Source organism: Ruegeria sp. AM5, from assembly GCF_056540645.1.
The window spans coordinates 114,549-137,268 of the sequence record NZ_JBQFXC010000005.1 but is presented as its reverse complement, the minus strand read 5'-3'; the positions used below and the strand labels follow the sequence as shown (position 1 = coordinate 137,268).

Annotated in this window: 24 protein-coding genes; 13 read left to right on the top strand and 11 right to left on the bottom strand. The window is 58.7% G+C overall.

Features of this window, described 5'->3' with window-relative positions:
• Window positions 1-3 precede the first annotated feature (3 nt).
• Window positions 4-453, top strand: coding sequence for an NUDIX hydrolase (locus ACR0AH_RS14060; RefSeq protein WP_170612826.1), 450 nt, complete (start codon window positions 4-6; stop codon window positions 451-453).
• Here ACR0AH_RS14060 and ACR0AH_RS14055 read toward each other — a convergent pair.
• From ACR0AH_RS14055 to ACR0AH_RS14030, 6 genes are all read right to left on the bottom strand, one after another.
• Window positions 420-3,821, bottom strand: a complete 3,402-nt coding sequence (locus ACR0AH_RS14055; RefSeq protein WP_480592426.1) for an efflux RND transporter permease subunit — start codon at window positions 3,819-3,821, stop codon at window positions 420-422. The genes ACR0AH_RS14060 and ACR0AH_RS14055 overlap by 34 nt on opposite strands.
• 5 nt (window positions 3,822-3,826) lie before the next feature.
• Window positions 3,827-5,284 (bottom strand): efflux RND transporter periplasmic adaptor subunit, encoded by a 1,458-nt coding sequence (locus ACR0AH_RS14050; RefSeq protein WP_480592424.1) that lies wholly within the window; start codon window positions 5,282-5,284, stop codon window positions 3,827-3,829.
• A gap of 105 nt (window positions 5,285-5,389) precedes the next feature.
• The gene (gene moaB / locus ACR0AH_RS14045) at window positions 5,390-5,932 is read right to left on the bottom strand and encodes a molybdenum cofactor biosynthesis protein B (RefSeq protein WP_170408382.1); all 543 of its coding nucleotides are present in this window, start codon (window positions 5,930-5,932) and stop codon (window positions 5,390-5,392) included.
• Window positions 5,933-5,938: 6 nt separating this feature from the next.
• On the bottom strand, window positions 5,939-6,559 hold the full coding sequence (locus tag ACR0AH_RS14040; protein WP_480592422.1) for a LysE family translocator: 621 nt from the start codon (window positions 6,557-6,559) through the stop codon (window positions 5,939-5,941).
• Window positions 6,556-7,155 carry a metallophosphoesterase family protein gene (locus tag ACR0AH_RS14035; RefSeq protein ID WP_480592420.1) on the bottom strand — a complete coding sequence of 200 codons (600 nt, stop codon included), beginning with the start codon at window positions 7,153-7,155 and terminating at the stop codon, window positions 6,556-6,558. The genes ACR0AH_RS14040 and ACR0AH_RS14035 overlap by 4 nt, the downstream gene beginning before the upstream one ends.
• Window positions 7,152-7,916 carry a uracil-DNA glycosylase gene (locus ACR0AH_RS14030; RefSeq protein WP_170514155.1) on the bottom strand — a complete coding sequence of 255 codons (765 nt, stop codon included), beginning with the start codon at window positions 7,914-7,916 and terminating at the stop codon, window positions 7,152-7,154. Before ACR0AH_RS14030 ends, ACR0AH_RS14035 begins: the two co-directional genes overlap by 4 nt.
• 758 nt (window positions 7,917-8,674) lie before the next feature.
• Between ACR0AH_RS14030 and ACR0AH_RS14025 the strand changes: the two genes are divergently transcribed.
• The 8 genes from ACR0AH_RS14025 to ACR0AH_RS13990 all read left to right on the top strand — a co-directional run bounded on the left by ACR0AH_RS14025 (window position 8,675) and on the right by ACR0AH_RS13990 (window position 14,091).
• Window positions 8,675-9,610: an aspartate carbamoyltransferase catalytic subunit gene (locus ACR0AH_RS14025; protein ID WP_170566212.1), complete on the top strand. Its 936-nt coding sequence runs from the start codon at window positions 8,675-8,677 to the stop codon at window positions 9,608-9,610.
• Complete coding sequence (locus ACR0AH_RS14020) at window positions 9,607-10,125, top strand: hypothetical protein (RefSeq protein ID WP_480592418.1); 519 nt, start codon at window positions 9,607-9,609, stop codon at window positions 10,123-10,125. Before ACR0AH_RS14025 ends, ACR0AH_RS14020 begins: the two co-directional genes overlap by 4 nt.
• Complete coding sequence (locus tag ACR0AH_RS14015; RefSeq protein ID WP_480592416.1) at window positions 10,110-10,496, top strand: hypothetical protein; 387 nt, start codon at window positions 10,110-10,112, stop codon at window positions 10,494-10,496. Before ACR0AH_RS14020 ends, ACR0AH_RS14015 begins: the two co-directional genes overlap by 16 nt.
• Window positions 10,493-11,773, top strand: coding sequence for a dihydroorotase (gene pyrC, locus ACR0AH_RS14010; protein WP_170733547.1), 1,281 nt, complete (start codon window positions 10,493-10,495; stop codon window positions 11,771-11,773). The genes ACR0AH_RS14015 and pyrC overlap by 4 nt, the downstream gene beginning before the upstream one ends.
• On the top strand, window positions 11,773-12,378 hold the full coding sequence (gene plsY / locus ACR0AH_RS14005; protein ID WP_170647151.1) for a glycerol-3-phosphate 1-O-acyltransferase PlsY: 606 nt from the start codon (window positions 11,773-11,775) through the stop codon (window positions 12,376-12,378). The genes pyrC and plsY overlap by 1 nt, the downstream gene beginning before the upstream one ends.
• Window positions 12,375-12,650 carry a hypothetical protein gene (locus ACR0AH_RS14000; protein ID WP_480592413.1) on the top strand — a complete coding sequence of 92 codons (276 nt, stop codon included), beginning with the start codon at window positions 12,375-12,377 and terminating at the stop codon, window positions 12,648-12,650. Before plsY ends, ACR0AH_RS14000 begins: the two co-directional genes overlap by 4 nt.
• A 172-nt stretch (window positions 12,651-12,822) precedes the next feature.
• The gene (locus ACR0AH_RS13995) at window positions 12,823-13,296 is read left to right on the top strand and encodes a YHS domain-containing (seleno)protein (protein WP_480592411.1); all 474 of its coding nucleotides are present in this window, start codon (window positions 12,823-12,825) and stop codon (window positions 13,294-13,296) included.
• A gap of 261 nt (window positions 13,297-13,557) precedes the next feature.
• A complete protein-coding gene (locus ACR0AH_RS13990) occupies window positions 13,558-14,091 on the top strand; it encodes a porin family protein (protein ID WP_170733546.1) in 534 nt (177 codons plus the stop codon).
• A gap of 41 nt (window positions 14,092-14,132) precedes the next feature.
• Here ACR0AH_RS13990 and ACR0AH_RS13985 read toward each other — a convergent pair whose 3' ends face one another.
• Window positions 14,133-15,116, bottom strand: coding sequence for a quinone oxidoreductase family protein (locus tag ACR0AH_RS13985; RefSeq protein WP_170423639.1), 984 nt, complete (start codon window positions 15,114-15,116; stop codon window positions 14,133-14,135).
• 214 nt (window positions 15,117-15,330) lie between these two features.
• Here ACR0AH_RS13985 and ACR0AH_RS13980 point away from each other — a divergent pair, with 214 nt between their 5' ends.
• Window positions 15,331-16,188 (top strand): DUF2189 domain-containing protein, encoded by an 858-nt coding sequence (locus ACR0AH_RS13980; RefSeq protein WP_170395655.1) that lies wholly within the window; start codon window positions 15,331-15,333, stop codon window positions 16,186-16,188.
• Window positions 16,189-16,203: 15 nt separating this feature from the next.
• On the opposite strand, the gene ACR0AH_RS13975 is transcribed toward ACR0AH_RS13980, so the two are convergent.
• Window positions 16,204-17,190, bottom strand: coding sequence for an NAD(P)H-quinone oxidoreductase (locus tag ACR0AH_RS13975; protein ID WP_170733545.1), 987 nt, complete (start codon window positions 17,188-17,190; stop codon window positions 16,204-16,206).
• 72 nt (window positions 17,191-17,262) lie between these two features.
• A complete protein-coding gene (locus ACR0AH_RS13970) occupies window positions 17,263-17,955 on the bottom strand; it encodes a COQ9 family protein (protein ID WP_480592409.1) in 693 nt (230 codons plus the stop codon).
• 111 nt (window positions 17,956-18,066) lie between these two features.
• On the opposite strand from ACR0AH_RS13970, the gene rpsU reads away from it, so the two are divergent.
• A complete protein-coding gene (gene rpsU, locus ACR0AH_RS13965; protein WP_005614280.1) occupies window positions 18,067-18,273 on the top strand; it encodes a 30S ribosomal protein S21 in 207 nt (68 codons plus the stop codon).
• Window positions 18,274-18,569: 296 nt separating this feature from the next.
• Window positions 18,570-19,805: a CAP domain-containing protein gene (locus ACR0AH_RS13960; RefSeq protein WP_170733543.1), complete on the top strand. Its 1,236-nt coding sequence runs from the start codon at window positions 18,570-18,572 to the stop codon at window positions 19,803-19,805.
• A 51-nt stretch (window positions 19,806-19,856) separates the two neighbouring features.
• On the opposite strand, the gene ppk2 is transcribed toward ACR0AH_RS13960, so the two are convergent.
• Both ppk2 and ACR0AH_RS13950 read right to left on the bottom strand, forming a co-directional pair.
• Complete coding sequence (gene ppk2, locus ACR0AH_RS13955; protein WP_170395648.1) at window positions 19,857-20,795, bottom strand: polyphosphate kinase 2; 939 nt, start codon at window positions 20,793-20,795, stop codon at window positions 19,857-19,859.
• A gap of 150 nt (window positions 20,796-20,945) precedes the next feature.
• The gene (locus tag ACR0AH_RS13950) at window positions 20,946-21,404 is read right to left on the bottom strand and encodes an Lrp/AsnC family transcriptional regulator (RefSeq protein ID WP_170395646.1); all 459 of its coding nucleotides are present in this window, start codon (window positions 21,402-21,404) and stop codon (window positions 20,946-20,948) included.
• Between the two features lie 135 nt (window positions 21,405-21,539).
• Here ACR0AH_RS13950 and ald point away from each other — a divergent pair, with 135 nt between their 5' ends.
• Window positions 21,540-22,655 (top strand): alanine dehydrogenase, encoded by a 1,116-nt coding sequence (gene ald / locus ACR0AH_RS13945; RefSeq protein WP_480592407.1) that lies wholly within the window; start codon window positions 21,540-21,542, stop codon window positions 22,653-22,655.
• The last annotated feature ends 65 nt before the right edge of the window (window positions 22,656-22,720 follow it).

Below are 22,720 nucleotides of genomic sequence, written 5' to 3'. Positions count from 1 at the left end.
CGGATGAGCCAGACCCCAAAGATCGGTGCCTTGGCTGTCGTGCTGCACGATGGCCAGGTACTTTTGGTGCAACGCAGCAAGCAACCCGATCAGGGGTTGTGGGGCTTTCCAGGCGGCCATGTGGAATGGGGTGAAACGGTTCTGGACGCCGCCACCCGCGAGCTGCGGGAAGAGACCGGTGTTATTGCTGAGCCTTTGGTCTATCTCGACAATCTCGACCTTTTGCTGCGCGATGATAGCGGGCAGACCCGGGCGCACTACCTGCTGGTCGGAGTTGCGTGTCGCTATGTAACCGGCACGCCTGTCGCTGCAGACGACGCGCAGGACGCTCAGTGGTTTCCGGTGGACCAGATCACCAGCGGCGACCTGCCAATGAGCGACCGCGTTCCCGATCTTTTGCGGCGTGCTTTAGAGATGGATCAAGCCTCGACCCGATCCGACAAGCGTGCATAAAGCACGCTGGACAGCACAACACCTACCAGCAGGATCACGGTCGCACCCGCTACGAAAACGCCAAAGCCCATTTGCAACACACTTGGACCTTCGGCGGCTGGGTAGAGACCCGAGAGCAGCGCCAACGGCGCACCTGTCACTACGGGCCAGATCATCGAGGCCCCCAGCCAGATCGCCAACGCTGCGCCCGTTGCGCGCACGGCATTGCGCACCACCCTGTCCGGCGCTCGCAAGGCCCGTCTCATCGATGTCATCGGGCGTGAGATGTCGTTTAGGATGGCCAGCAATGCAGGCACTAGCAGCAGGATCAGGGCCATGCCAAAGCCCAGCCCATAGACCAGTGTGATCACGGTCGGTTTCAAAAACTGCGCCTGCTGCGAGCTTTCGTACATCAAGGGCGTCAGCCCGAGTACCGTGGTCAGCGTGGTCAGCATCACAGGCCGCAATCGATCTGCCGTGCCTTCGACGATTGACGGCACCAACCCGCGCTCTTTCCGGTATCCGTCGATTGTGGTCACCAGAACAATCGAGTCGTTGATTATGATCCCGGTCATGCCCAACAGGCCGACGACGGTGAACATGCTTAACGGCACGCCCCACAGGTAATGCCCCCAGATCGCGCCCACGAGGCCAAAGGGAATGATCGCCATGACCACCAAGGGCCTTGTCCAACTGGCAAAGACCCAAGCCAATACCAGATAAATTCCGGTCAGACACAGGATCAGGCCTGTGCGGGCCTCGGACAGAAATTCATCCTCCTGCTCACTCAGGCCAGCCATGCGCCATTCGACCTGCCGTTCGGCGGCGATGTTTGGCAATATCTCTTCGCGCATGGCGCGGGCGATTTCGGCAGCCTGCGCCGGGTCGTCCTCGGAAATATCACCATTCACCGAGATGACCCGCAGACCATTTTCGCGCCGGACGGTAGAGAAACCCGATTTACGCTCGACCGAGACGATATCGGCGAGCGGGACATAAACGCCATCCGGAGTCCGCATCAATGTGCGTTCGAGGAAATCAGCAGTCAGTTCGCCCTCGGGCAGTTCGATCCGAATCTCGGTGCTACGCGGACCATCCGGGAAGGTCGCGGCCTCAATCCCGTTCAGCCGGTTTCGCAACACGCGGCCAAGTGTTTCGATGCGGAAACCCAGCGCCTGGCCCTGCGCGGTGAGGTCCAGAATGAACTCTTCCTTGTCATAGGCGAGGTTATCCTCGAGCGCTGAAACTTCAGGGTATTTCGCGAGTTCCGCCTGGAGGTCCTCGGATGCAGATTTCAACGTGTTCACATCCGCACCGTAGAACTGCACGTCAATCGCATCGCCACCGGGCCCTGAACGCCAACCACGGAAGCTAAGCAGCTCAACCTTCGGGTGGCGCGGCACGAAATCCTGCAGCTCGCCCACAAATTCAAAGCTGGAATAGGGGCGCAAGTCGGCATCGATCAGCTCGATCGAGATGCCGCCCAGCAAATCGTCATCCTTGCCGTCCGCCGCGCGCAGCCCCCATCCGGCCGAACCGCCAACCTCGGCTAGAACGTATTCGATTGGATTGCGGCCATGGCGTTCTTCGTAAACCTGACCCAGTTCTTCCGTGGCTTTCTGGACCATGCGCATCATTTCCAGCGTCTCAGCACGCGTCGCGCCTTCGACCATGATGAAATTGCCCGTGACCGAGCCGCGTTCCGGTGCGTTGAAGAACCGCCAATTCACATCACCCCGAATGAACAGAGCGATCTGGCTGGCCAGTATCACCACCATCAGTGCAACAACCACATACCGTGCCCAGACCACCCAAGCGACCAACGGGCGGAACAGGTGGTCGCGCACCCAGCGGAAGCCCTTGTTCACAACCCGGTTGGGCCAGTCATACCAATGCTCCTTAGCCGAATGCGCGATGGCATGGGCCATATGGTTCGGCAGGATCAGGAAGCATTCGATCAGCGAGGCAATCAGGACAGCGATAACGGTGAACGGGATGTCTCGGATCAGCTCTCCGAAGCGGCCACCGATGGCGGTGAGACCAAAGAAGGCGATGACCGTGGTCACTGTTGCAGCAAACACCGGCATCGCCATACGGCGAGCGGCGCGTTCTGCAGCTACGATTGGCGCTTCGCCCAAACGGCGGGCACGAAAATCGGCGTGCTCTCCCACGACGATGGCGTCATCAACCACGATGCCCAAGGTAATGATCAGACCGAACAGAGACACCATGTTCAGCGACAACCCGCCCAGATACATCAGCGCAATCGCCGCAGACATTGCCACCGGAATACCGGCAGCCACCCAGAAAGCGATGCGGGCGTTCAGAAACAGGAAGAGTAGACAAACCACCAGCCCAAGCCCAACCAGCCCATTGTCGACCAGAATATCTAGTCGGTCGGTGATCGCTTGTGCGCGGGTGCGAATCAGCTCAATCGTGATACCTTCGGGCAGGCTGGCCTGCATCTCGGCCACGACATCCTCGACATCGCGCTGAATTCCGATGGCATCGCCCAAATTGGACCGGTCGACGCGGATCGACATCGCCGGATTGTCACCAACGAAATAGCTGCGGTTGCGCGTGACCCCTTCGACCCGAATTTCAGCCACATCGCCCACAACCAGCTTTGAGCCATCGGCAAAGTTGCGCAGGGCGATACCTTCGATCTCTTCCGGGGTGCGTTTCTCAACGCCTGTCCGAATACGCGCATTGGCACCTGTGACATCGCCCGCAGGGTTCGCGGTGACTTCTGCCGCGATGGCCTCGGCAATGTCCGAAAGCGAGATATCATTGGCGATCAATTGCGCGGTGGGCACCTCGACCACCACACGTGGCGCGGCCAGTCCCCGGATCGTGGTACGCGTGACACCAACCGCAAACAGGCGGCTTATCAATTCATCGGTGAATTTGGCCAGTTGTTCAGCTTCGATGGGCCCAGTGATGACCACATCCGTGACACGATCCCGCCAAGCGCCGCGCCTGATGGTTGGTTCCTCGGCGTCTTCGGGCAGGTTGGTGACGCTATCGACGGCGGTCCGGACCTCCTCAACCGCGCGAGACATGTCCCAGTTCGGCTCAAACTCCAGCCGGACCTGCGCCGTTCCCTCGCGTGAGGTCGATTCCGTGCTGGCAACGCCCTCAACCGCCAAAAGCGCAGGTTCCAGCAATTGGATGATGCCATTGTCGACATCCTCGGGGCCTGCGCCGTCCCATTGGACATTCACATCGACGCGTTCGAGAATCACATCAGGAAAGAACTGTGCCCGCATGTTGGGGATCGCGGCGGCCCCCAGCACCAGCATGATCAGCAGCAACAGATTGGCCGCAGTCCGGTGCCGGGTGAAATAGCTGAGGATACCGCCCGCCGCGTTGGGAATGTCGCGGATCATAGCGCTTAGCCCCCGGCCCGGTTGCCATCAAGACGGCGTACGAGGGCGGCGGGCACTTTGGCCTCGCTCAACTGGCCCAATACTTGGGCTTTGTCTTCCTGAGACATCGCATCACTGGCCTCGACCTGAGCCACAAGCTGAGCGCGCTTTTCGTCCGAAAGCTCGACCATGCCCGGATCAGTTTCAGCGTTCGCCTCAATCCGTAGGGGCCGCACACGTACACCCGAACCCAGCAGAGGCGTCCGGCCAATCACAACCTCGCGGCCTTCCAAGCCTTCACCACGCAAAAGCACCTCATCGCCCTGACGACGGATCAATTGCACAGCCAACGGTTCCAGCCGGTCATCGGGGCCGAGAACAAGCACGTTGCCCGTGGCGTCCAGAACCGAGGATGGCAGACGGACCACATTATCGAGCGGCTGTTCTTCAATCGAAACGGTGACAAAATCCCCCGGCTTGAATCCCGGCGCGTCGTCGAGACGCGCATAGATCAGACGCCCGGTTTGCCCTTCACCCGCCGCGCCGCTATCGCGACTGATCCGGCCGGTGGCAGTGAGATCGGTCCCCGTGACCTCAAGCGATACAGTCACCGGGGCTGAGATCAGATCACCCTGCGCGTCCAGCAACCGCACGAATTGCGCGGTGGAAACCCGAAATGCGACCTCAAGCGCATTGGGGTCGACGAGTTCGGCCAGCTTTTCGTTGGCCGCGACCAAGCGGCCTTCAACCAAAGTGACCTCGGTCAGCGTCCCATCAAACCCGGCATGGATCGTCATATCCTCCAGGTCACGCTCGGCCCCTTCCAACGCGATACGAGCCCGCGCAAACAAGGTTGTTGCCTGATCCACACGAGATTCGGCCTGCGCCAAAGCGATCCTGCGCGCGAGAACTGCCTGATGAGCCGATGTTGCGGCCAGTTCCGCTTCTTCGACGCTTGCAGCAGCCCCGACACCTCGCGTCTGCAGGTCCTGCTGGCGCTGCAGCGCCCGGTCGCGAAGTTCGGCCTGTGCCTCGGCTGATTTCAACTCATCCTGCGCCAACAGCAGCGAGCGTTCGGCGTCCCGCTCTTCAAACTGGGCATCCAGAAGATCGGATTTGGCACGGTCCAGAGCCGATTGCATATCGGCTGGGTCCAGTTCGACCAGCAATTCTCCCGCCGTTACGGTACCGCCATCTTCAAAGTCTTCGGCCAGTGATACAACGCGCCCACCCAAGGCCGCGCGCAGCTCTAACCGGCGGCGGCTTTGAATCTGGCCAAACGCTTCCAGATAAGGAGTGACGGTTTCCGGCTCGGCGGTTCGTACGGTAACGGCGAATATGCGTTCCCGCGCCTCAGGTGCCTGATTGTCCCGCGTCAGCACATCCTGAACCGCGCCCGAGATCATCTGTGCGGCAACGATCAACAGGCCCAGCGTCAGAAACGCCAGGAAGACCCCAACAAGGCTTTGCCGCAGAAATCGCATCGGTCACTCACCTTTGGTCGCACATGCTGCCTTCCGCAAAGGTAGCCGGGTCGCAAAAAATGCCAAGCCACAAAGCGGTTATGATCCATTAAACGCAGAACCAGTCTACTTCCGTCGCAGGTGTTCGTCCAATCTGGGCATTATTTCAACGAAATTACAGGGCCGGTGGCGATAATCGAACTGCTTCTCCAAAATCGCATCCCAAGCGTCTTTGCAGGCACCCGGGCTGCCCGGCAACGCAAACAGATAGGTTCCGCCTGCAACTCCGCCTGTGGCGCGGGACTGCACGGCAGAAGTACCTATCTTTTCCATAGACACGATGGTGAAAACGGTGCCAAACGCTTCGATCTCTTTTTCATAAACGTCCCGGTGCGCCTCGACTGTAACATCGCGACCCGTCAGACCTGTGCCGCCGGTCGAGATCACGACGTCGATTTCAGGATCCGCGATCCAACTGCGCAATTGCTCGGCAATCTGGGCGCGTTCGTCCTGAATGATCTTGCGGTCCGCCACTGAATGTCCAGCCGTTTCGATCCGGTCGACAAGCGTCTGGCCCGAGCGGTCGTCGTCCAGCGAGCGTGTATCCGACACGGTCAGAACCGCAATGCGGACGGGGATGAACTCAATGCTTTCGTCAATGCGCGACATATGTCGTCAAGCCCTTTCCATGATGGCAAGCCGGATGGCAAGAGCCGCGAACATCCCGCCCGTGACCAATCCAATGATACGTGAAGCGCGTGGGTTTGAGATCAAAATGCGTCCTGCTCCGCCGGCAAAGATACCGACCATCCCATTCACTAGAATGCTGCCCAAAGTAATGATTGCACCAAAGGTTAGGAATTGCAGCAGAACCGGGCCGTTTGCTGGGTCCACGAACTGAGGGATAAAGGCCAAAACAAACAGAATGACCTTGGGATTGGTCAGGTTCACCAGCAACCCCTCGCGAAACGCGAAATGAGCAGGCTTGACTGCTGCATCGTCCGACACTGCCCCTTTCCGGATTGCGCCCCATGCAAGAACCAACAGATAAGCAACGCCCATCCACCGGATAACGTCAAACAGCCAAGGCACGGCTGATACCAACGCCCCAAGTCCAAGCCCCGCCAGCAAAACTTGCACCATCAGACCCGTCGAAACACCGAGGCTGGCCATCATCGCTGGGCGTGACCCGGACCGTAACCCTTGCCCGAAACAGAACATCATGTCAGCGCCGGGTGTGAAATTCAGCACCAGTGCGGCTGGGACGAAGGCCATCAATGTCACTGTCTCGATCACGTTGTTACCTCGAACCAATGTGGTTTTGGGCCCAGATTGGCGATCTGAGACCGCCCGAGCATGCCGCGGTATCCCCAACTGTCGTGGATATGACCGCAAAAGACAAAATCGGGCTGGATGCGTTCAACCGCGTCCCGAACTGCGGTCGAGCCGACCGACACATCTTGCGATGTCACATCCCCATATCCTTTTGGCGGAGAGTGCGCGATCAGAACATCCGCAGCCTCGCACCGGGCCAGCAGTTCCGATGCTTCAGCTTCAGTAAGATCGCAGGACCAGTCTCCGAAAGGCGTCACCGGCACACCGTAACCCAGCCCGAACAGGCGCAGACCATCCAATGTCATGCCCGTCCCGTGCAGAACATGCGCGCCTTCGGGCGCAGCGGCTGTCAGTTCCTCGGCGCTCTCAGCGTTGCCCGGCACCAGGATCAGCGGCGCTGCAATGCCCGACAGCATCTGCATCGCTTCTTTCAGGCCCCGCCGCGCATTGCAAAAATCCCCCGCTCCGATGACAAGATCAGCCTCGGCGCTGGCGACCACCAGATCAGCGGCCCGGTTGCGCGCCATATGAAGATCGGAAAACGCCAGAACTCTCATCCCGCGCCTCTCAGCCGTGCTTGCAGGTCCAGCAGATCGGCCCAGGCCTGTCGCTTCATCTGCGGTTGACGCAGCAGGTAGGCCGGGTGGAACATCGGGATGACCGGCAGGTTCAGCGCCTGATCCCATTTCCCGCGCAGCCGCGTGATACCGCGTTTGCCCAGCAAGGCCTGACAGCTAATATTGCCCATCACCACCAGCACCTCGGGCTTGGCCAACGCCACATGCCGCTCCAGAAACGGCTTCATCATGCCAATCTCTTCCGGCTTGGGATCGCGATTCTGCGGGGGCCGCCACGGCAACACGTTGGTAATGTAGACATTCTCGCGCCGATCCAGATCAATCGCGGCCAGCATCCGGTCCAGCAATTGCCCAGCGCGCCCGACAAAGGGCTTACCTTCGCGATCCTCATCACGGCCGGGCGCTTCGCCGATGATCATTACCCGTGCACCGGGGGTGCCATCGGCAAACACCAACTGCCGCGCGCCGCGTTTGAGGTCGCAAAGATCAAACGCCTCCATCGCCGCACGCAAATCGACGAGCGATCCAGCGGTTTTCGCCGCCTGTTTTGCAACAGCTGCGGCATCAACCGGTTCTGGTTTTTTCGCAGGTTCAACCGCAGCTGGTTTCTTAGCCTTGGCCGCTTTGTCCGGCAACGCATAGCGATCCACCGGCGCGTCGCCGATCGCCTCGGTTGCGCCCAGCTCGATCTGCCATTCCAGCAGCGCCCGCGCGGTATGATGGTCCAAACCCGATTCCATAACCCTCAATCTAACCAGCTTTTGACCGAGGGAAAGCGAATAGACCTTGCCATGGCACAGGGTCGCACCGACCATGGCAGGGTCATGCTGTCATTTCTGCGATTCCTTCTGATTGCTCTATTGCTGGCAACCTCTGGCGGTTCGGCGAGTGCGCAGCTGTTTGATCGGAATACTCAATGCCGCGCCGGACAGTTGCAATGCGGGCGCGGTTGCTGCCCCGCAGGCCAACGCTGCAGCTTTGATGGTCGCTGTATCTCGCCGGGACACACCTATTGTGGAGGTGGGCACACCTGCGGCCCGTTCGAGCGCTGCGTGGCAGGAGGAACCCGTTGCGCCCCGGCGGGGGCGAACAAGTGCACCTCGCGCCTGGATTGCCCAGGTGGCAGCTTCTGCAACGGGCGCGGGGAATGCGAGCGCAGCCGACCGGATTTAGTCCCCGCTCCATCCACAACCTGCGCAGATGGTAGGAGTTGCGGAGCCGGTTCATCCTGCTTGCCGGGCGGCGGATGTTCGCGCCCCGGCTGGTTTCTGTGTGAAGAAACCGGTTCGCAATGCCGACCCGGCTTTAAATGCTCGGCTTATCAGGGCTGTGTCCCGATCAAGGCCATTGATTGTGGCTATGGCAAGTGGTGCAAACCAGGGGAACAATGCCTGCCCGAAGGCGGATGTGAGAAACTAACCGAAGGGTCGGAACCTTAGGTTGCCTTGGCCTGCATGGCTTCTTATAAGCGGTCCGATTGTCAGACAGGAGCCCGCCCATGCGTTTCGCCCATCGTCACCTTCTTGGCATCGAGCATCTGTCGCAATCCGATATCACCGCTATCCTTGATCTGGCCGAAACCTATGTCGATCTGAACCGGCAATCGGCTAAGCATTCCGATGTGCTGTCGGGCCTGACTCAAATCAACATGTTCTTTGAAAACTCGACCCGTACGCAGGCGAGTTTCGAAATTGCGGGCAAGCGATTGGGCGCGGATGTGATGAACATGGCGATGCAGGCCAGTTCGATCAAAAAGGGCGAGACGCTGATTGATACAGCAATGACGCTGAACGCAATGCATCCCGATCTGCTGGTGGTGCGGCATCCTCATTCCGGCGCGGTGGACCTGCTGGCGCAGAAGGTAAACTGCGCCGTGCTGAACGCAGGTGACGGGCGGCATGAGCACCCGACGCAAGCCCTGCTGGACGCGCTGACGATCCGCCGGGCCAAAGGGCGTCTGCACCGGCTGAACATCGCGATTTGCGGAGACGTGGCGCATTCGCGTGTGGCGCGTTCGAACCTGATCCTGCTGGGCAAGATGGAAAACCGCATCCGACTGATCGGCCCGCCGACGCTGGTGCCGTCGCAATTCGCGGAATTCGGGGCCGAGATTTATGATGATATAAATGAGGGTCTGAAAGACGTCGACGTTGTGATGATGCTGCGTCTTCAGAAGGAACGGATGGACGGCGGCTTTATCCCCTCGGAACGCGAATACTATCACCGCTACGGTCTGAACGCCGAAAAACTGGCGCTGGCCAAGCCGGACGCCATCGTGATGCACCCCGGCCCGATGAACCGCGGGGTCGAGATCGACGGCACTCTGGCCGATGACATCAACCGATCCGTCATTCAGGAACAGGTCGAGATGGGCGTTGCCGTCCGCATGGCCGCCATGGACCTGCTGGCGCGCAACGTGCGAGAAGCCGCATGAACGATCTGATCATCGCCCCCCATGAGCGCGGTGTGATCCGCCTGTTCTCGCTGGACATGCGCCCGGAAGAGGCGAAATTCCTGCGCGAACCGGGTGCTGTTGATCAGGTGTTGGGTGTCGAGGGGCTGGACCCCGAACAGATCGACATTTTTCCGGTATCCGACCTCGAAGATCTCGGGCTTTATGGCTATCTCAGCGAAGGCTGCGGTGTCTCGGAAGACCAGTTGGACAGCACGAAATTGGAGGCCATCGAAGGCTGGGTCATGGTCCTGCGCAGTGCGGCGCTGGGTGGTCGATCTGCAACCCTTTCCCTCGATCCCCGCCTGCATCTGATTGGCCTGTTCACCGAAGAGGCTACCAACTGGTCCGGCGGCACGATTGAGACCGAAAGCGCAAAACCGTTCTCGGCCGCGCAAAGCCCGCCAGTGGATAATAAACCAAGCCGCATCGGTTCAGCCGTCATTGCCTTGCTGATTCTGATCGCCGTCGGAGGTGCCTTGTGGCTGATCCTGTAACATTCACGCCAGACAAGGGCGCTTATATCCGCACCAACGCATGGCTCGCCGCGTTTGCAATGGCGGCTGCGATGGTCTTGCTTTGGTTGATAGGCAACCCTTACGTCTGGACCGGCGCGCCCGCAGGGTTGGCCGCCATCACCATCCGCGCTTGGTATTTGGCTTCGGAAGAACTGGTCGCCAAGTGGGAAATGACGGGCACCACTCTCACCGGTCCTGGTCCGCGTAAGGTGGCGCTGAACAAAATTCAGGCGGTCAATACCATTGGCAGCTTTGTCCAGATCGTCACAAAAGGCGGCGACAAGCACCTGATCAAATATCAGGCGGACCCCGCCGCCACCAAAGCTGCAATCGAAAGGGCCATGGCATGAGCAATCTGATTTTTACTAACGCTCGCCTGATCGACCCCGAAGCTGGCACGGATAGCATCGGCTGGCTGCAGATTGCCGATGGTCGGATCGCAGCGCTTGGTGAAGGCACGGCCCCAGACGCTGACACGCAGTTGGTCGATTGCGGTGGGCAGTGCCTCGCCCCCGGCATTGTCGACATTGGCGTCAAGGTCTGTGAGCCCGGTGAGCGGCACAAAGAAAGCTATAAATCCGCAGGTCTGGCCGCGGCTGCAGGTGGTGTGACAACCATCGTCACCCGTCCCGATACTCTGCCTGCCGTCGACACACCCGAGACGCTGGAGTTCGCCACCCGCCGCGCGCAAGCGGACGCTCCGGTCAACGTTTTGCCAATGGCCGCCCTGACCAAAGAACGCGAAGGGCGTGAGATGACCGAGATCGGGTTCCTGCAAGATGCGGGAGCTGTGGCCTTCACCGATTGCGATCATGTCATCACCAATACCAAGGTGTTCTCACGCGCGCTGACCTACGCCAAATCCTGTGGCGCGCTTGTGATTGCCCACCCGCAGGAGCCGGGCCTGAGCAGCGGTGCCGCGGCCACCAGCGGCAAATTCGCCGCACTGCGAGGCTTGCCTGCCGTATCGCCTATGGCCGAGCGTATGGGGCTGGACCGCGACATCGCCCTGCTTGAAATGACCGGGGCCGCCTATCACGCCGATCAGATCACCACCGCCCGCGCCCTGCCTGCACTGGAGCGCGCCAAGCGCAACGGGCTGGACATCACAGCAGGCACGTCAATCCACCATCTGACGTTGAACGAATTGGACGTGTCCGATTATCGCACCTTCTTCAAGATAAAGCCCCCGCTGCGATCCGAAGATGACCGGCAAGCCGTGATCGAAGCAGTGCGAACCGGTCTGATAGACACGATCAGTTCCATGCACACGCCGCAGGATGAGGAAAGCAAGCGTCTGCCGTTTGAAGAGGCGGCCTCGGGCGCGGTGGCGCTGGAAACGCTGCTGCCTGCGGCACTGCGCCTATACCATTCTGAACAGCTGGACTTGCCGACCCTGTTCCGCGCCATGGCCCTGAACCCGGCCAAACGGCTGAGCTTGGAGAGTGGTCGCCTGTCCCAAGGCGCGCCTGCCGATCTGGTGCAGTTCGACCCGGATGTTCCCTTTGTTCTGGACCGATTTACGCTGAAATCGAAATCGCAGAACACACCGTTTGACGGTCAGCGGATGCAGGGTAAGGTCACCGCAACCTTTGTCGCTGGACAAGAAGTGTACCGGAGAGCCTGATGCCCCTGATCGACAGCACAATGACTCAGCTCATCCTGTGGGCCGCGTTGGGATACCTGCTAGGCTCCATACCCTTTGGCATGATCGTCGCGCGCGTGATGGGTCTGGGAAATCTGCGGCAAATCGGGTCGGGCAATATCGGCGCAACCAACGTCCTGCGAACCGGCAATAAGGCAGCGGCAGCGCTGACATTGCTGTTTGATGCAGCCAAGGGTGCCGTTGCTGTTCTGCTGGCACGCGCTTTGGCTGGTGAAGATGCCGCGCAGATCGCCGCATTGGCCGCGTTCCTCGGGCATTGCTTTCCGGTCTGGCTGGGCTTCAAAGGCGGCAAAGGCGTTGCGACTTTTCTGGGCCTTTGGCTGGCACTTGACTGGCGCGTGGGTGTCGCCTGCTGTTCGACATGGCTGGTCGCGGCGCTGATCTGGCGTATTTCATCCGTTGGTGCGCTGGCCGCCGCCGCCCTATCCACCACCTGGATCATGGTGCTGACAGATGGCAGTACCTTCGTTCTTGGAATTGCTCTGACCTTGCTGCTCTACTGGCGGCACAGCGCCAACCTAGCGCGGATCAAGGCGGGGACAGAACCGAAAATCGGGAAATCGTGACAGCGCCCAGCGCGTTTCTGAAAGCGTTCCATGATCTGCCGGTCGGCACGTTCACCGGTTCCGTTGGGCCGCATCGATATTTGGTATCGCATCAGATCATGGCCTGCGGGAAATCTCACAAACTGGTGGCTCATCAATTGGGCGGGCCGGATTACATCATCCTGAACCTTTATCTCACACAGAAAAGCGGCGCATTGCTTCGCCCCTGCGAAATGCCTGCGGAAAAGGTGGTCGATTTTGTCCTGGCGCTGGTGCCTGACGTGCAGGAATGAACAACCGGTCTTTGTGATTGCACAATCACAATTGATTGCTTTGAACGTGATCGGGCCATTCCCCAACTGGGATTTTGTGACGGCCAATTACAGGCGTCGCGACAATCAAATCCGGTTCGCCCGGGCAAAATTACAGTGCTCTTCAGCGAGCCTATTCACGAAAGGTGAAGTCATGAACACGTTCAAATCCATCATCAGCGGAGTCGCGCTGTCTGTTGCGATCGCAAGCTCAGCAATGGCGGCTGGCGTCGAAATCAACGCAAGCTCGACCGGATTGGCAATGCAGGGCTATGACCCGGTCGCCTATTTCACCGTTGGCGAAGCAACCAAGGGTGATTACAAAATCACCACGCTGCACAACGAGGCCTTGTACCGTTTTGCATCAGAAGAGAACAAAGCCGCTTTTGAGGCGAACCCAGAGGCCTATCTGCCTGCCTACGGCGGCTACTGCGCATTTGGCACCGCAATGGGCTTCAAGTTCGATGGTGACCCGAACTACTGGAAAATCGTCGACAACAAGCTGTATCTGAACCTGTCACAAGACATTCAGGAGCGTTGGGAAGGCGACATTCCGGGCTTTGTTGAGAAAGCCAGCGCGAACTGGGAAGACATCGCCGACAAAGACCCGGCTGAACTACAGCAATAATTCGCTGACAAGACCTTTGTGCATCGGCGGCAGATCGTATCTGCCGCCGATCTTCGTTTGAAGGCATCATGTTTCACCCTATCTAGCATATGAGAAAAGAGCCCAACCTGAGTGGGCCCACGCCGGGGCACCGGCCAGAATAAATTTGTTCGGGACAGTCAAAACATCACTGATCCGGCCTAAGGGCCGGAACGTAGATTCAATCATAACGCTGCCATTAGATTTGATTGGCAGCAGGTTTCGAGCGAAAGGAATGAGACGATGACAGGAAGATTGGCACTGATCACCTCGGTCGCCGTATTGGCTGCGGGATCCGCCATGGCGCAATCCTCAGGCAACTGGACTGGATTCTACGGCGGTGCACAGTTTGGTTATGCGGACATCGACACAAACGTAGCAGGCGTCGACGGCGATGGTGCGATCGGCGGTATCATCCTTGGATATGATTACGATCTGGGCGATTGGGTCGTCGGAGGTGGCTTCGACTATGACTGGAGCGACGTAGACCTTTCCGGCGCCGCCACGGTCGAGAATGTCTGGCGGCTCAAAGCGCGCGCGGGCTACAAGTTGAACCCGCAGGGCCTGCTTTATGGCACCGCCGGTTATGCCGATGCGGATACCGATAATCTGGGCAGTGACGATGGCTGGTTCATCGGCGCAGGCTATGAGCAGATCGTAGCCCCCAATATCAGCGTTGGAGGCGAGATTCTGTATCATGAGTTCGACGACTTCAACTCATCGGGCGTCGATGTTGACGCAACTACAGTTCAACTGCGCGTCGCATATCGGTTTTGATGAGAAAGTAGGGCCCGGCTATTTGCGCCGGGCCCGTGCCGCTAGGGCACCAAGACTGTGCTGCCGGTGGTTTGTCGTGCTTCCAAAGCACGATGCGCATCAGCAACTTGATCCAACGGAAACTCCTGATCGACATGGATCTTGACCTCGCGCCCGTCCACTTTGCCAAACAAGCGTCGCGCCATCGCCTGACAGGTGGCGTGATCCGAGATATGCGTGAACAAGGTTGGCCGCGTCACCTTCAGAGATCCCCGCTGCGCAAGCATTCCCAGATCGACAGGCGGCACTGGCCCCGAAGCGTTTCCGAATGAAATCATCATGCCCAAGGGTTTCAGGCAATCCAGCGATCCCTCAAACGTGTCCGCACCGATGGAGTCCATCACCACATCAACCCCTTTGCCTCCGGTGATCTCGGCCACACGCTCGACAAAATTCTCGGTCCGGTAGTTGATGCAATGTGACGCGCCATTGAATTGCGCCAGGCTGCATTTCTCATCCGTTCCCGCTGTCCCGATCAGTTTGATGCCTTCGGATTTCGCCCATTGGCAGGCGATCAGTCCCACACCTCCGGCTGCCGCGTGGAACAACACGGTATCTCCGCGCCGCAGCGGCGTTGTGCGGTGAAACAGGTATTCAACCGTCATGCCCTTTAGCATCATGGCCGCTGCGGTGCGGAACGAGATACTCTCGGGCAGCGGACAAACCTGCGCTGCAGGCATCACGCGCGCTTCGGAATAAGCTCCTGATGGGCCTGCGGCATAGGCCGCGCGTTGGCCGGGGGCAAGATGCGTAACGCCTTCGCCTACCGCCTCAACGACTCCGGCCGCTTCCATTCCCAACGCATGAGGCAACTCCAGCGGATAAAGGCCGGTACGCTGGTACACATCGATGAAATTCAATCCGCAGGCATGATGGCGAATGCGCACCTCACCCGGGCCGGGATCGCCAAGCGGGCGATCCTCAATCCGAAGAACCTCGGGGCCGCCGGATTCGTGTATGACGACTGTGCGTGCTGTCTGCTGCATGAATGCCTCCCTTGCCTGTGGAAACAAAGCTAACACGCCTGTGCGGCAGAGCAATCCTTCCGGCTCTGCAAGGGTGATCGGGCAAAATTTCGCAATATGTGCTATAATGCAACGAGACGTTGTAATTGGGCAGACGTTGCCGGCTGATCCGGTCACGCGAATTGCCACGCCGGATGCATCCCGCGGCGCACCCACGCCAGAAAAGGGGATGAACATGGACAAGACAATCGGTAACCCTATCACCTGGGTCGCCCGAAATCTGCGGGCAACCAGCGATCATGTCACTGAATCCGTGACCGAGATCGGCAGCGCGGATGTTCAGGCTCTGCCGACGGTGCATACGCTGACCCTGCAGGATCTGCGCGAATGCCTGAAAGCTGGATATAACGATTTTCTCGAAACCCGGGCCGATGCGATCTTTGTCGTTCTGATCTATCCAATCGCAGGTCTGCTGATGTTCGGTATTGGGCTCAACAAAGACATGGTGCCCCTGCTGGCCCCGCTTGTCATGGGCTTTGCGCTGATCGGGCCGGTCGCCGCCGTCGGGCTTTATGAGATCAGTCGCAAGAGGGAACAGGGCGGAGACGTTCATTGGCTGGACGCGTTCGGCGTATTCCGTTCGCCTTCCTTCGGAGCCATACTGGCACTGGGCTTCTATCTGGTCATGCTATTGATGATCTGGCTGATGGTCGCGCAAGGCATCTACGCGCAAACCCTAGGGCCAGAACCTCCGGCCTCGGCCATGGCATTCGTGACAGAAGTGTTCACCACCGGAGCAGGCTGGAGCATGATCATCATCGGCACCGTCACCGGTTTCCTGTTTGCACTGGTCGCATTGGCGCTAAGCGTGGTCAGCTTTCCGCTGTTGCTGGATCGCAAAGTGGGCGTTCCCGTGGCCGTCGTAACCTCGGTACGGGTCTTGCGTCAGAACCCGGGTGTGATCTTGACCTGGGGGGCCATTGTGGCCGCGATGTTGGTACTGGGCGCGATCCCGATGTTGCTGGGGCTGATCGTCGTCATGCCCGTTCTAGGCCACGCCACATGGCACCTGTATCGCCGGGCGGTCGCCTGACTACATGGCAGCAGCTTAACCAGAGACCTTCAGAACGATCTTGCCAATATGGCCCGATGCTTCCATCCGCGTATGTGCAGCGGCGGCATCAGAAAGATCGAATTCTGAATCCATCACCGGTGCGACCTTCCCGGCCTCAAGCAATGGCCACACGGCTTCACGCAAGTCTTGCGCGATTCGCGCCTTGGCCAAATCGCTTTGTGGGCGCAAGGTGCTGCCCGTCAGGGTGAGGCGTTTCACCATCATCAGCGCAAAGTTCAGTTCGACCACCGGACCTTGCAGGAAAGCGATCTGAACCAGCCGCCCGTCTTCCGCCAAAGCCTTGATGTTGCGCGGGATATAATCACCACCGACCATGTCCAGAATCAGGTTCGCCCCGCCCTCGGCGCGCATCGCAGCCACGAAATCTTCGTCGCGATAGTTGATCGCCTTTTCGGCACCTAGCTTGATACAAGCCTCACATTTCTCAGCCGACCCGGCGGTTGCAAAGACGCGGGCGCCAAACGCATTGGCCAGCTGAATAGCCGTCGTGCCGATCCCGCTGGAACCGCCATGGACCAGAAACCGCTCCCCCGGCTTCAAGCCGCCACGGGTGAAGACATTGGACCAAACAGTAAAGAAGGTTTCGGGCAGGCAGGCAGCTTCTTTCAAACCCATACCCGCAGGCACAGGCAGGCAATGAGCGGCGGGCGTTGCGACATATTCAGCATAACCGCCGCCGGGCAACAGGGCGCAAACCCGATCGCCAACGACCAGACCTTCGACACCCGAGCCGATGGCGACGACCTCTCCTGACGCTTCCAGCCCCGGCAAATCGCTTGCACCGGGAGGTGGATCATACGCCCCTGCCCGCTGCAGCGCATCAGGGCGGTTCACCCCGGCGTACGCGACTTTCAGAACCACTTGACCCTCTGCCGGTTCCGGCATCGGGCGTTCCGTCAGTTGCAGAACGTCCGGGCCACCAGCTTCAGTGATCTCGACAGCGCGCATTGTCTGGGTCATGGGCATATCTCCTTTGCCCAATGCCTAGCAGGCGAAAACGCAGAGGCCCAGCGGCAAGTGGAAACGCTGCGACTATTTTCCCGATGACAGCGAACCGGGCAGGTTGTCGGGCAACTTCGTCGGAGCCTTCACCTGACCCGCAAGCCAGTTGGGGACGGCCAAAAACGGTTTCAGCAGCGGGTTGCCATTCACCTGCGACTTGAACTTTTCAAACTGCATTACGCCCTCGATCCGCCGATCCAGGAATTCCCATGTCGCCTGATAATCCGGGCTGTCATCACCCAGCCAATACAACAGTGTCGAAGAATAGACGCCCGACAGAGTGGCACGTTTGGTGTACCAGTTCACGTCGTCCGAAGTATCGCCAAGTGCTGTCCAGATCTGGTCACAGGTGCCCCAGACCGCCTTGGCCCCATCCGCGGCATGGATCGGCAACGCGAACAAAGTCATACCTCGGCGCACTGCTTCTTTGTCTTCGACCGCCTGCAGGCGGAAACGGACGGCAGCGGCGATCTTTTCACGGAATTTCAGACCGCTCAGGTCTTCGGATTTCAACCGCTCCAACATCGCGGCATCCCCGCGCGTATGAAAGGCCAGTGCCAGATCGACGGCACCACGCGGACAGATCGCTCGGGCAAGCGCGGGCTCCAGATCGCAATCGCTGATGGCCGCACGAAAGCTGGTTTCCGACCAGCCGTCGAACGGCACATGGTTCAGAATCGCATCGAGAAGCTGCTCTTTGGTGTCTTCATAGGTTGCTGTCATGTCGGGTCTCCGAGGCTGCGGGTCCAGTACTAGACAAGTTAGGCGTGCTTTGCTATACGGCCACTTCCTGCAAATCCTTGCAACTCTATCTAGAAAGGTGGTGACAACCACATGCAGGTTAGTGTTCGCGACAATAACGTCGATCAGGCGCTTCGTGCCCTGAAGAAAAAGCTGCAGCGCGAAGGCGTGTTCCGTGAAATGAAGCTGAAGCAACATTTCGAGAAACCGTCCGAGAAAAAAGCGCGCGAGAAAGCTGAAGCGATCCGCCGTGCCCGTAAACTGGCACGCAAGAAAGCACAGCGCGAAGGTTTGCTCTAAGAGCTTCCTGCGACTCGTCCAGCTTTGGATGACACTATTTGACGACCCCCGAGGCCCTGCCCGGGGGTTTGTCGTTTTTAGGGCGGATGATCCCGCCAATTCCCGGCTTTACCCTCGCGGCAACCTGCCGATTTTGATGCAATCGCCGCAGTCGGCATTTTACAGCGCAGCGAATCGCCGTTCGGTTGCATTCTGCCGCCGAAAAACGCCCATCGCCGTACCCGCCCTATTCAGCGTTCTTTGATCGTCTGTAAGTGAGGCCGTCCACTCAGACATAACCAAAAACGGAGGCACTGATGTCGACAGCAAGTACGGTCGAGCGCGAAATGCTCGCGCTGATCAACCAAGAGCGCACATCCCGCGGTCTTGATCCCCTGGAACTTGAACGCAACCTGAACGAATCTTCCGAGGACCACAGCAGCTGGATGCTGGACACCGACCGGTTCAGCCACACCGGTCAGGGTGGTTCATCCGCGACCCAACGGATGCAAGCCGCAGGGTTCGACCTGTCCGGGAGCTGGCGCACCGGAGAAAACATCGCCTGGCAATCCGAGCGTGGCGCACCCGGTATCAGCGATGATGTCGCCCAGTTGCACCAGAACCTGATGAATAGCCCCGGTCACCGCGCCAACATTCTGAACCCCGATTTCAAATATATCGGCATCGGGATCGAAGAAGGCGACATGCAGGGGTACGACGCTGTCATGGTGACGCAGAACTTTGCGGCGACTCAGGGCGATGTCGATCTTGATAACGGCGGCACCACCCCGCCGGTGACGCCTCCGGTTGAAGAAGTTGTTGAGCCAGAGGAGGAAGAGGTTACCACCCCGACCGAACCAGAAGTGCCGGAAACCGATGTGACCGAGACTGAGGAACCAGTTGACGAAACACCGGTAGCGGAAGTTCCCGATGCCGAAGAACCGGCAGAGGAGACCCCGGAGGAAGACGTCACCGAAACCGAAGAACCATCGGACGAAACACCCGACACCGATGTGACGGAAACCGAGCAACCGGCAGACGAAACGCCAGAAACTGAGGTTACCGAGACCGAGGACCCGGTTGAGGAGACTCCGGAAACAGACGTGACCGAAACTGAAGAGCCGGAAACGCCTGATACCGATGTGACTGAAGTTGAAGACCCGGAACCCGATGTGCCGGATACTGAAGTCGTCGAGGTCGAGGAACCCGAAACTCCGGAGACCGACGTCACCGAGGTCGAAGAACCCGAGCCAGAAACACCTGAAGTTGTCGTTGACAATGGTGCACCGGGCGCGGACTGCTTTGACGTTCAGGCCTTCCTTGCCGGGATCGAAGCGTTTGTTAATGCGCTGCAAGCCCAATTTGACCAGTTCGAATGGTCTCCGGTGCAGCAGGCTGACACGACCCCGGAGATGGATGATTTCGATCTGGTGTTCGACACCGACTTCGCTGACGACATGATCGAAACCGTTGAAGCCACAGTCGAAGACATGAATGACGACATGTGCGGCGTGTTTGTTTTCGAAACGAACTGCGGATTTGATTGGGGTTAATCAAACCGTTCAGGTGCGGGGATCCTTTTCCCGCACCACTTTCCTGCCAAATCAATATATCTTAGGCACGTGTAGCTCATCCGGCAAAATGCGCCGTTCGTATTCGGGGTTATAGCGCCGATCCGGCAGATTGACCTTTTCCTGCGGCACATCCTCATAGGGGATCTTGGTCAGCAGGTGCTCGATACAATTGAGCCGTTCGCGTTTCTTGTCGTTGCCTTCAACAATATACCAAGGCGCCTCGGATATGTTGGTGCGAAAGAACATATCCTCTTTGGCCTTGGTGTATGCCTCCCACCGGATGCGGGATTCCAGATCCATCGGTGACAGTTTCCACTGCTTCATCGGATCGTGAATACGCATCAGGAATCGCAATTGCTGTTCTTCGTCTGTAATCGAGAACCAGTATTTCAGCAGGATAATCCCCGACCGCACCAGCATCCGTTCGAATTCAGGAACGTCCTGAAAGAACTGTTCGACCTGATCCTCGTTGGCAAATCCCATCACGCGTTCAACACCAGCGCGGTTGTACCAGGACCGATCGAAGAACACGATCTCACCGGCCGCAGGCAAATGGGGCACGTAGCGCTGAAAATACCACTGGCTTTGTTCGCGTCGGCTGGGTGCAGGCAAGGCGACCACACGCGCTACACGAGGGTTCAAACGCTGCGTGATCCGCTTGATCACGCCCCCTTTCCCGGCGCTGTCGCGCCCTTCAAACAGAATACAGACCTTGGCCCCTGTATGGACCACCCAATCCTGAACTTTGATAAGTTCAGCCTGCAGCCGCAAAAGGTTGCGAAAATAGACCTTGCGATCCAGCATGTCAGGATGCTGGTCCTTGTAAATCTTGCGCACTTCCATCGAAAGCATGGGTTCGCTGAATTCGATCTCGAAATCTTCGTCCAGCGTGTCTTCCAGTTCAGCTTCCAGCCAATCTTTCGGCGTGCTGTTGTTTTCGTAAGCCAAGGTCTGCTCCTTATCGTTCATCGGGTTCGGACCGTACACGGCCAGTGTAACCACGGAGTGTCAGCGCAAAGTGCCGAGGTCGTACATAAGGTCGGAAACATGGATTTTGGCCCGACCGCACGACAGATACAAGCGGCAGAATTGACGCAAGGCTAACCCCAATAGTTGGTTTCAGACAGGCAAGGCCGTGGTTTTGAACACCGTGCGCAAAGCAAATGAGCTTTGCATCTGCGCCACCCCAGGCAAGCGCGACAGGTATTGCCGATGAATGCGAGCAAAATCCTCGGTATTTTCTGCGACGACCTTTAGAATGTAGTCCGCCGTGCCCGCCATCAAATGGCATTCCAGCACATCCGGAATCCGTGCTACGGCTTTTTCAAACGCCTCCAGCACTTCTTCCGCCTGACCCTGCAACGTGATCTCGACAAACACAGTGGTTGGAACGTTCAACTTCCGTGCATCCAACAGGGCGACGTAGTCCTTGATATAACCCTCAGCCTCAAGTCGCTGCACGCGCCGGTGGCAGGCCGAAGGGGATAGATTCGCCTGTTCGGACAATTCCGAATTTGACATCCGCCCTTTGCGCTGCAGGGCTGCCAGAATCTTCCGATCTGTTGCGTCAATCGTCATTTGCGCACATCCATTGCGTCAAGTTGCCTATACCTCGAATATTTTCCCGCAGATTGTGTGTTTAGCAAGTGGGGTTTCACAAAAATTGCGCCAATTTATGCCCATAATTTAGGCAGTTTATGAATGGAGTCTCACATGAAAATCGGCTGCCCCAAGGAAATCAAACCTCAGGAATTCCGCGTCGGGATGACCCCGAACGCTGCTGGCGAAGCTGTGGCCCGCGGTCACGAAGTCATTATCGAAACCGGTGCCGGGATGGGCTCGGGCTTTGATAACGATGCTTATGTAGCGGCAGGTGCCCGCATCGTCGACACTGCAGAAGAAGTGTTCGCCACGGCTGATATGATCGTCAAGGTCAAGGAGCCTCAGGCGGTCGAGCGCAAAATGCTGCGCGAAGGTCAGTTGCTGTTCACCTATCTGCACCTGGCACCCGATCCAGACCAGACCCACGATCTGCTGGAATCCGGCTGCACCGCGATTGCCTATGAGACCGTGACTGACTCCAATGGCGGCCTGCCGCTGCTGGCGCCGATGTCCGAGGTTGCCGGTCGCTTGGCTCCACAAGTTGGATCCTGGACTCTGCAAAAGGCCAACGGTGGCCGCGGCGTTCTGATGGGTGGTGTTCCGGGTGTAGGCCCAGCCAAAGTGATCGTCATCGGCGGAGGCGTCGTAGGCACCCACGCAGCGAAGATTGCCGCAGGCATGGGTGCGGATGTGACCGTACTGGACCGTTCGTTGCCGCGTCTCCGCTATCTGGACGATGTGTTCGGCGGAACCTTCAAGAACCAGTATTCAACCGCTGGTGCGACAGCCGAGCTGATCCAGGATGCCGACCTGGTCATCGGTGCGGTTCTGATCCCGGGCGCAGCTGCTCCCAAACTGATCTCGCGCGAACAGCTGTCGACCATGAAGCCCGGCGCGGCTCTGGTAGACGTTGCGATCGATCAGGGCGGCTGTTTTGAAACCTCGAAAGCCACCACCCACGCCGATCCGGTTTACGAAGTTGACGGCATCATGCACTACTGCGTCGCCAACATGCCCGGTGCGGTTGCCCGGACTTCGACCATCGCACTGGGCAACGCAACCATGCCGTTCATGCTTTCGCTGGCAAGCAAGGGCTGGAAGAAGGCCTGTAAGGACGACGCACACCTGCTGGCAGGTTTGAACGTCCACGCCGGCAAGCTGACTTACGAAGCGGTGGGCACCGCCCTTAACATCAACTCTGTCGATCCAACAACTCTGTTGAACTAAGAGCGCTCCCGCCTCTGAAAGCGTCCTTTTCCAAAGGACGCTTTACAGACTTGGGCCCAGTGCCG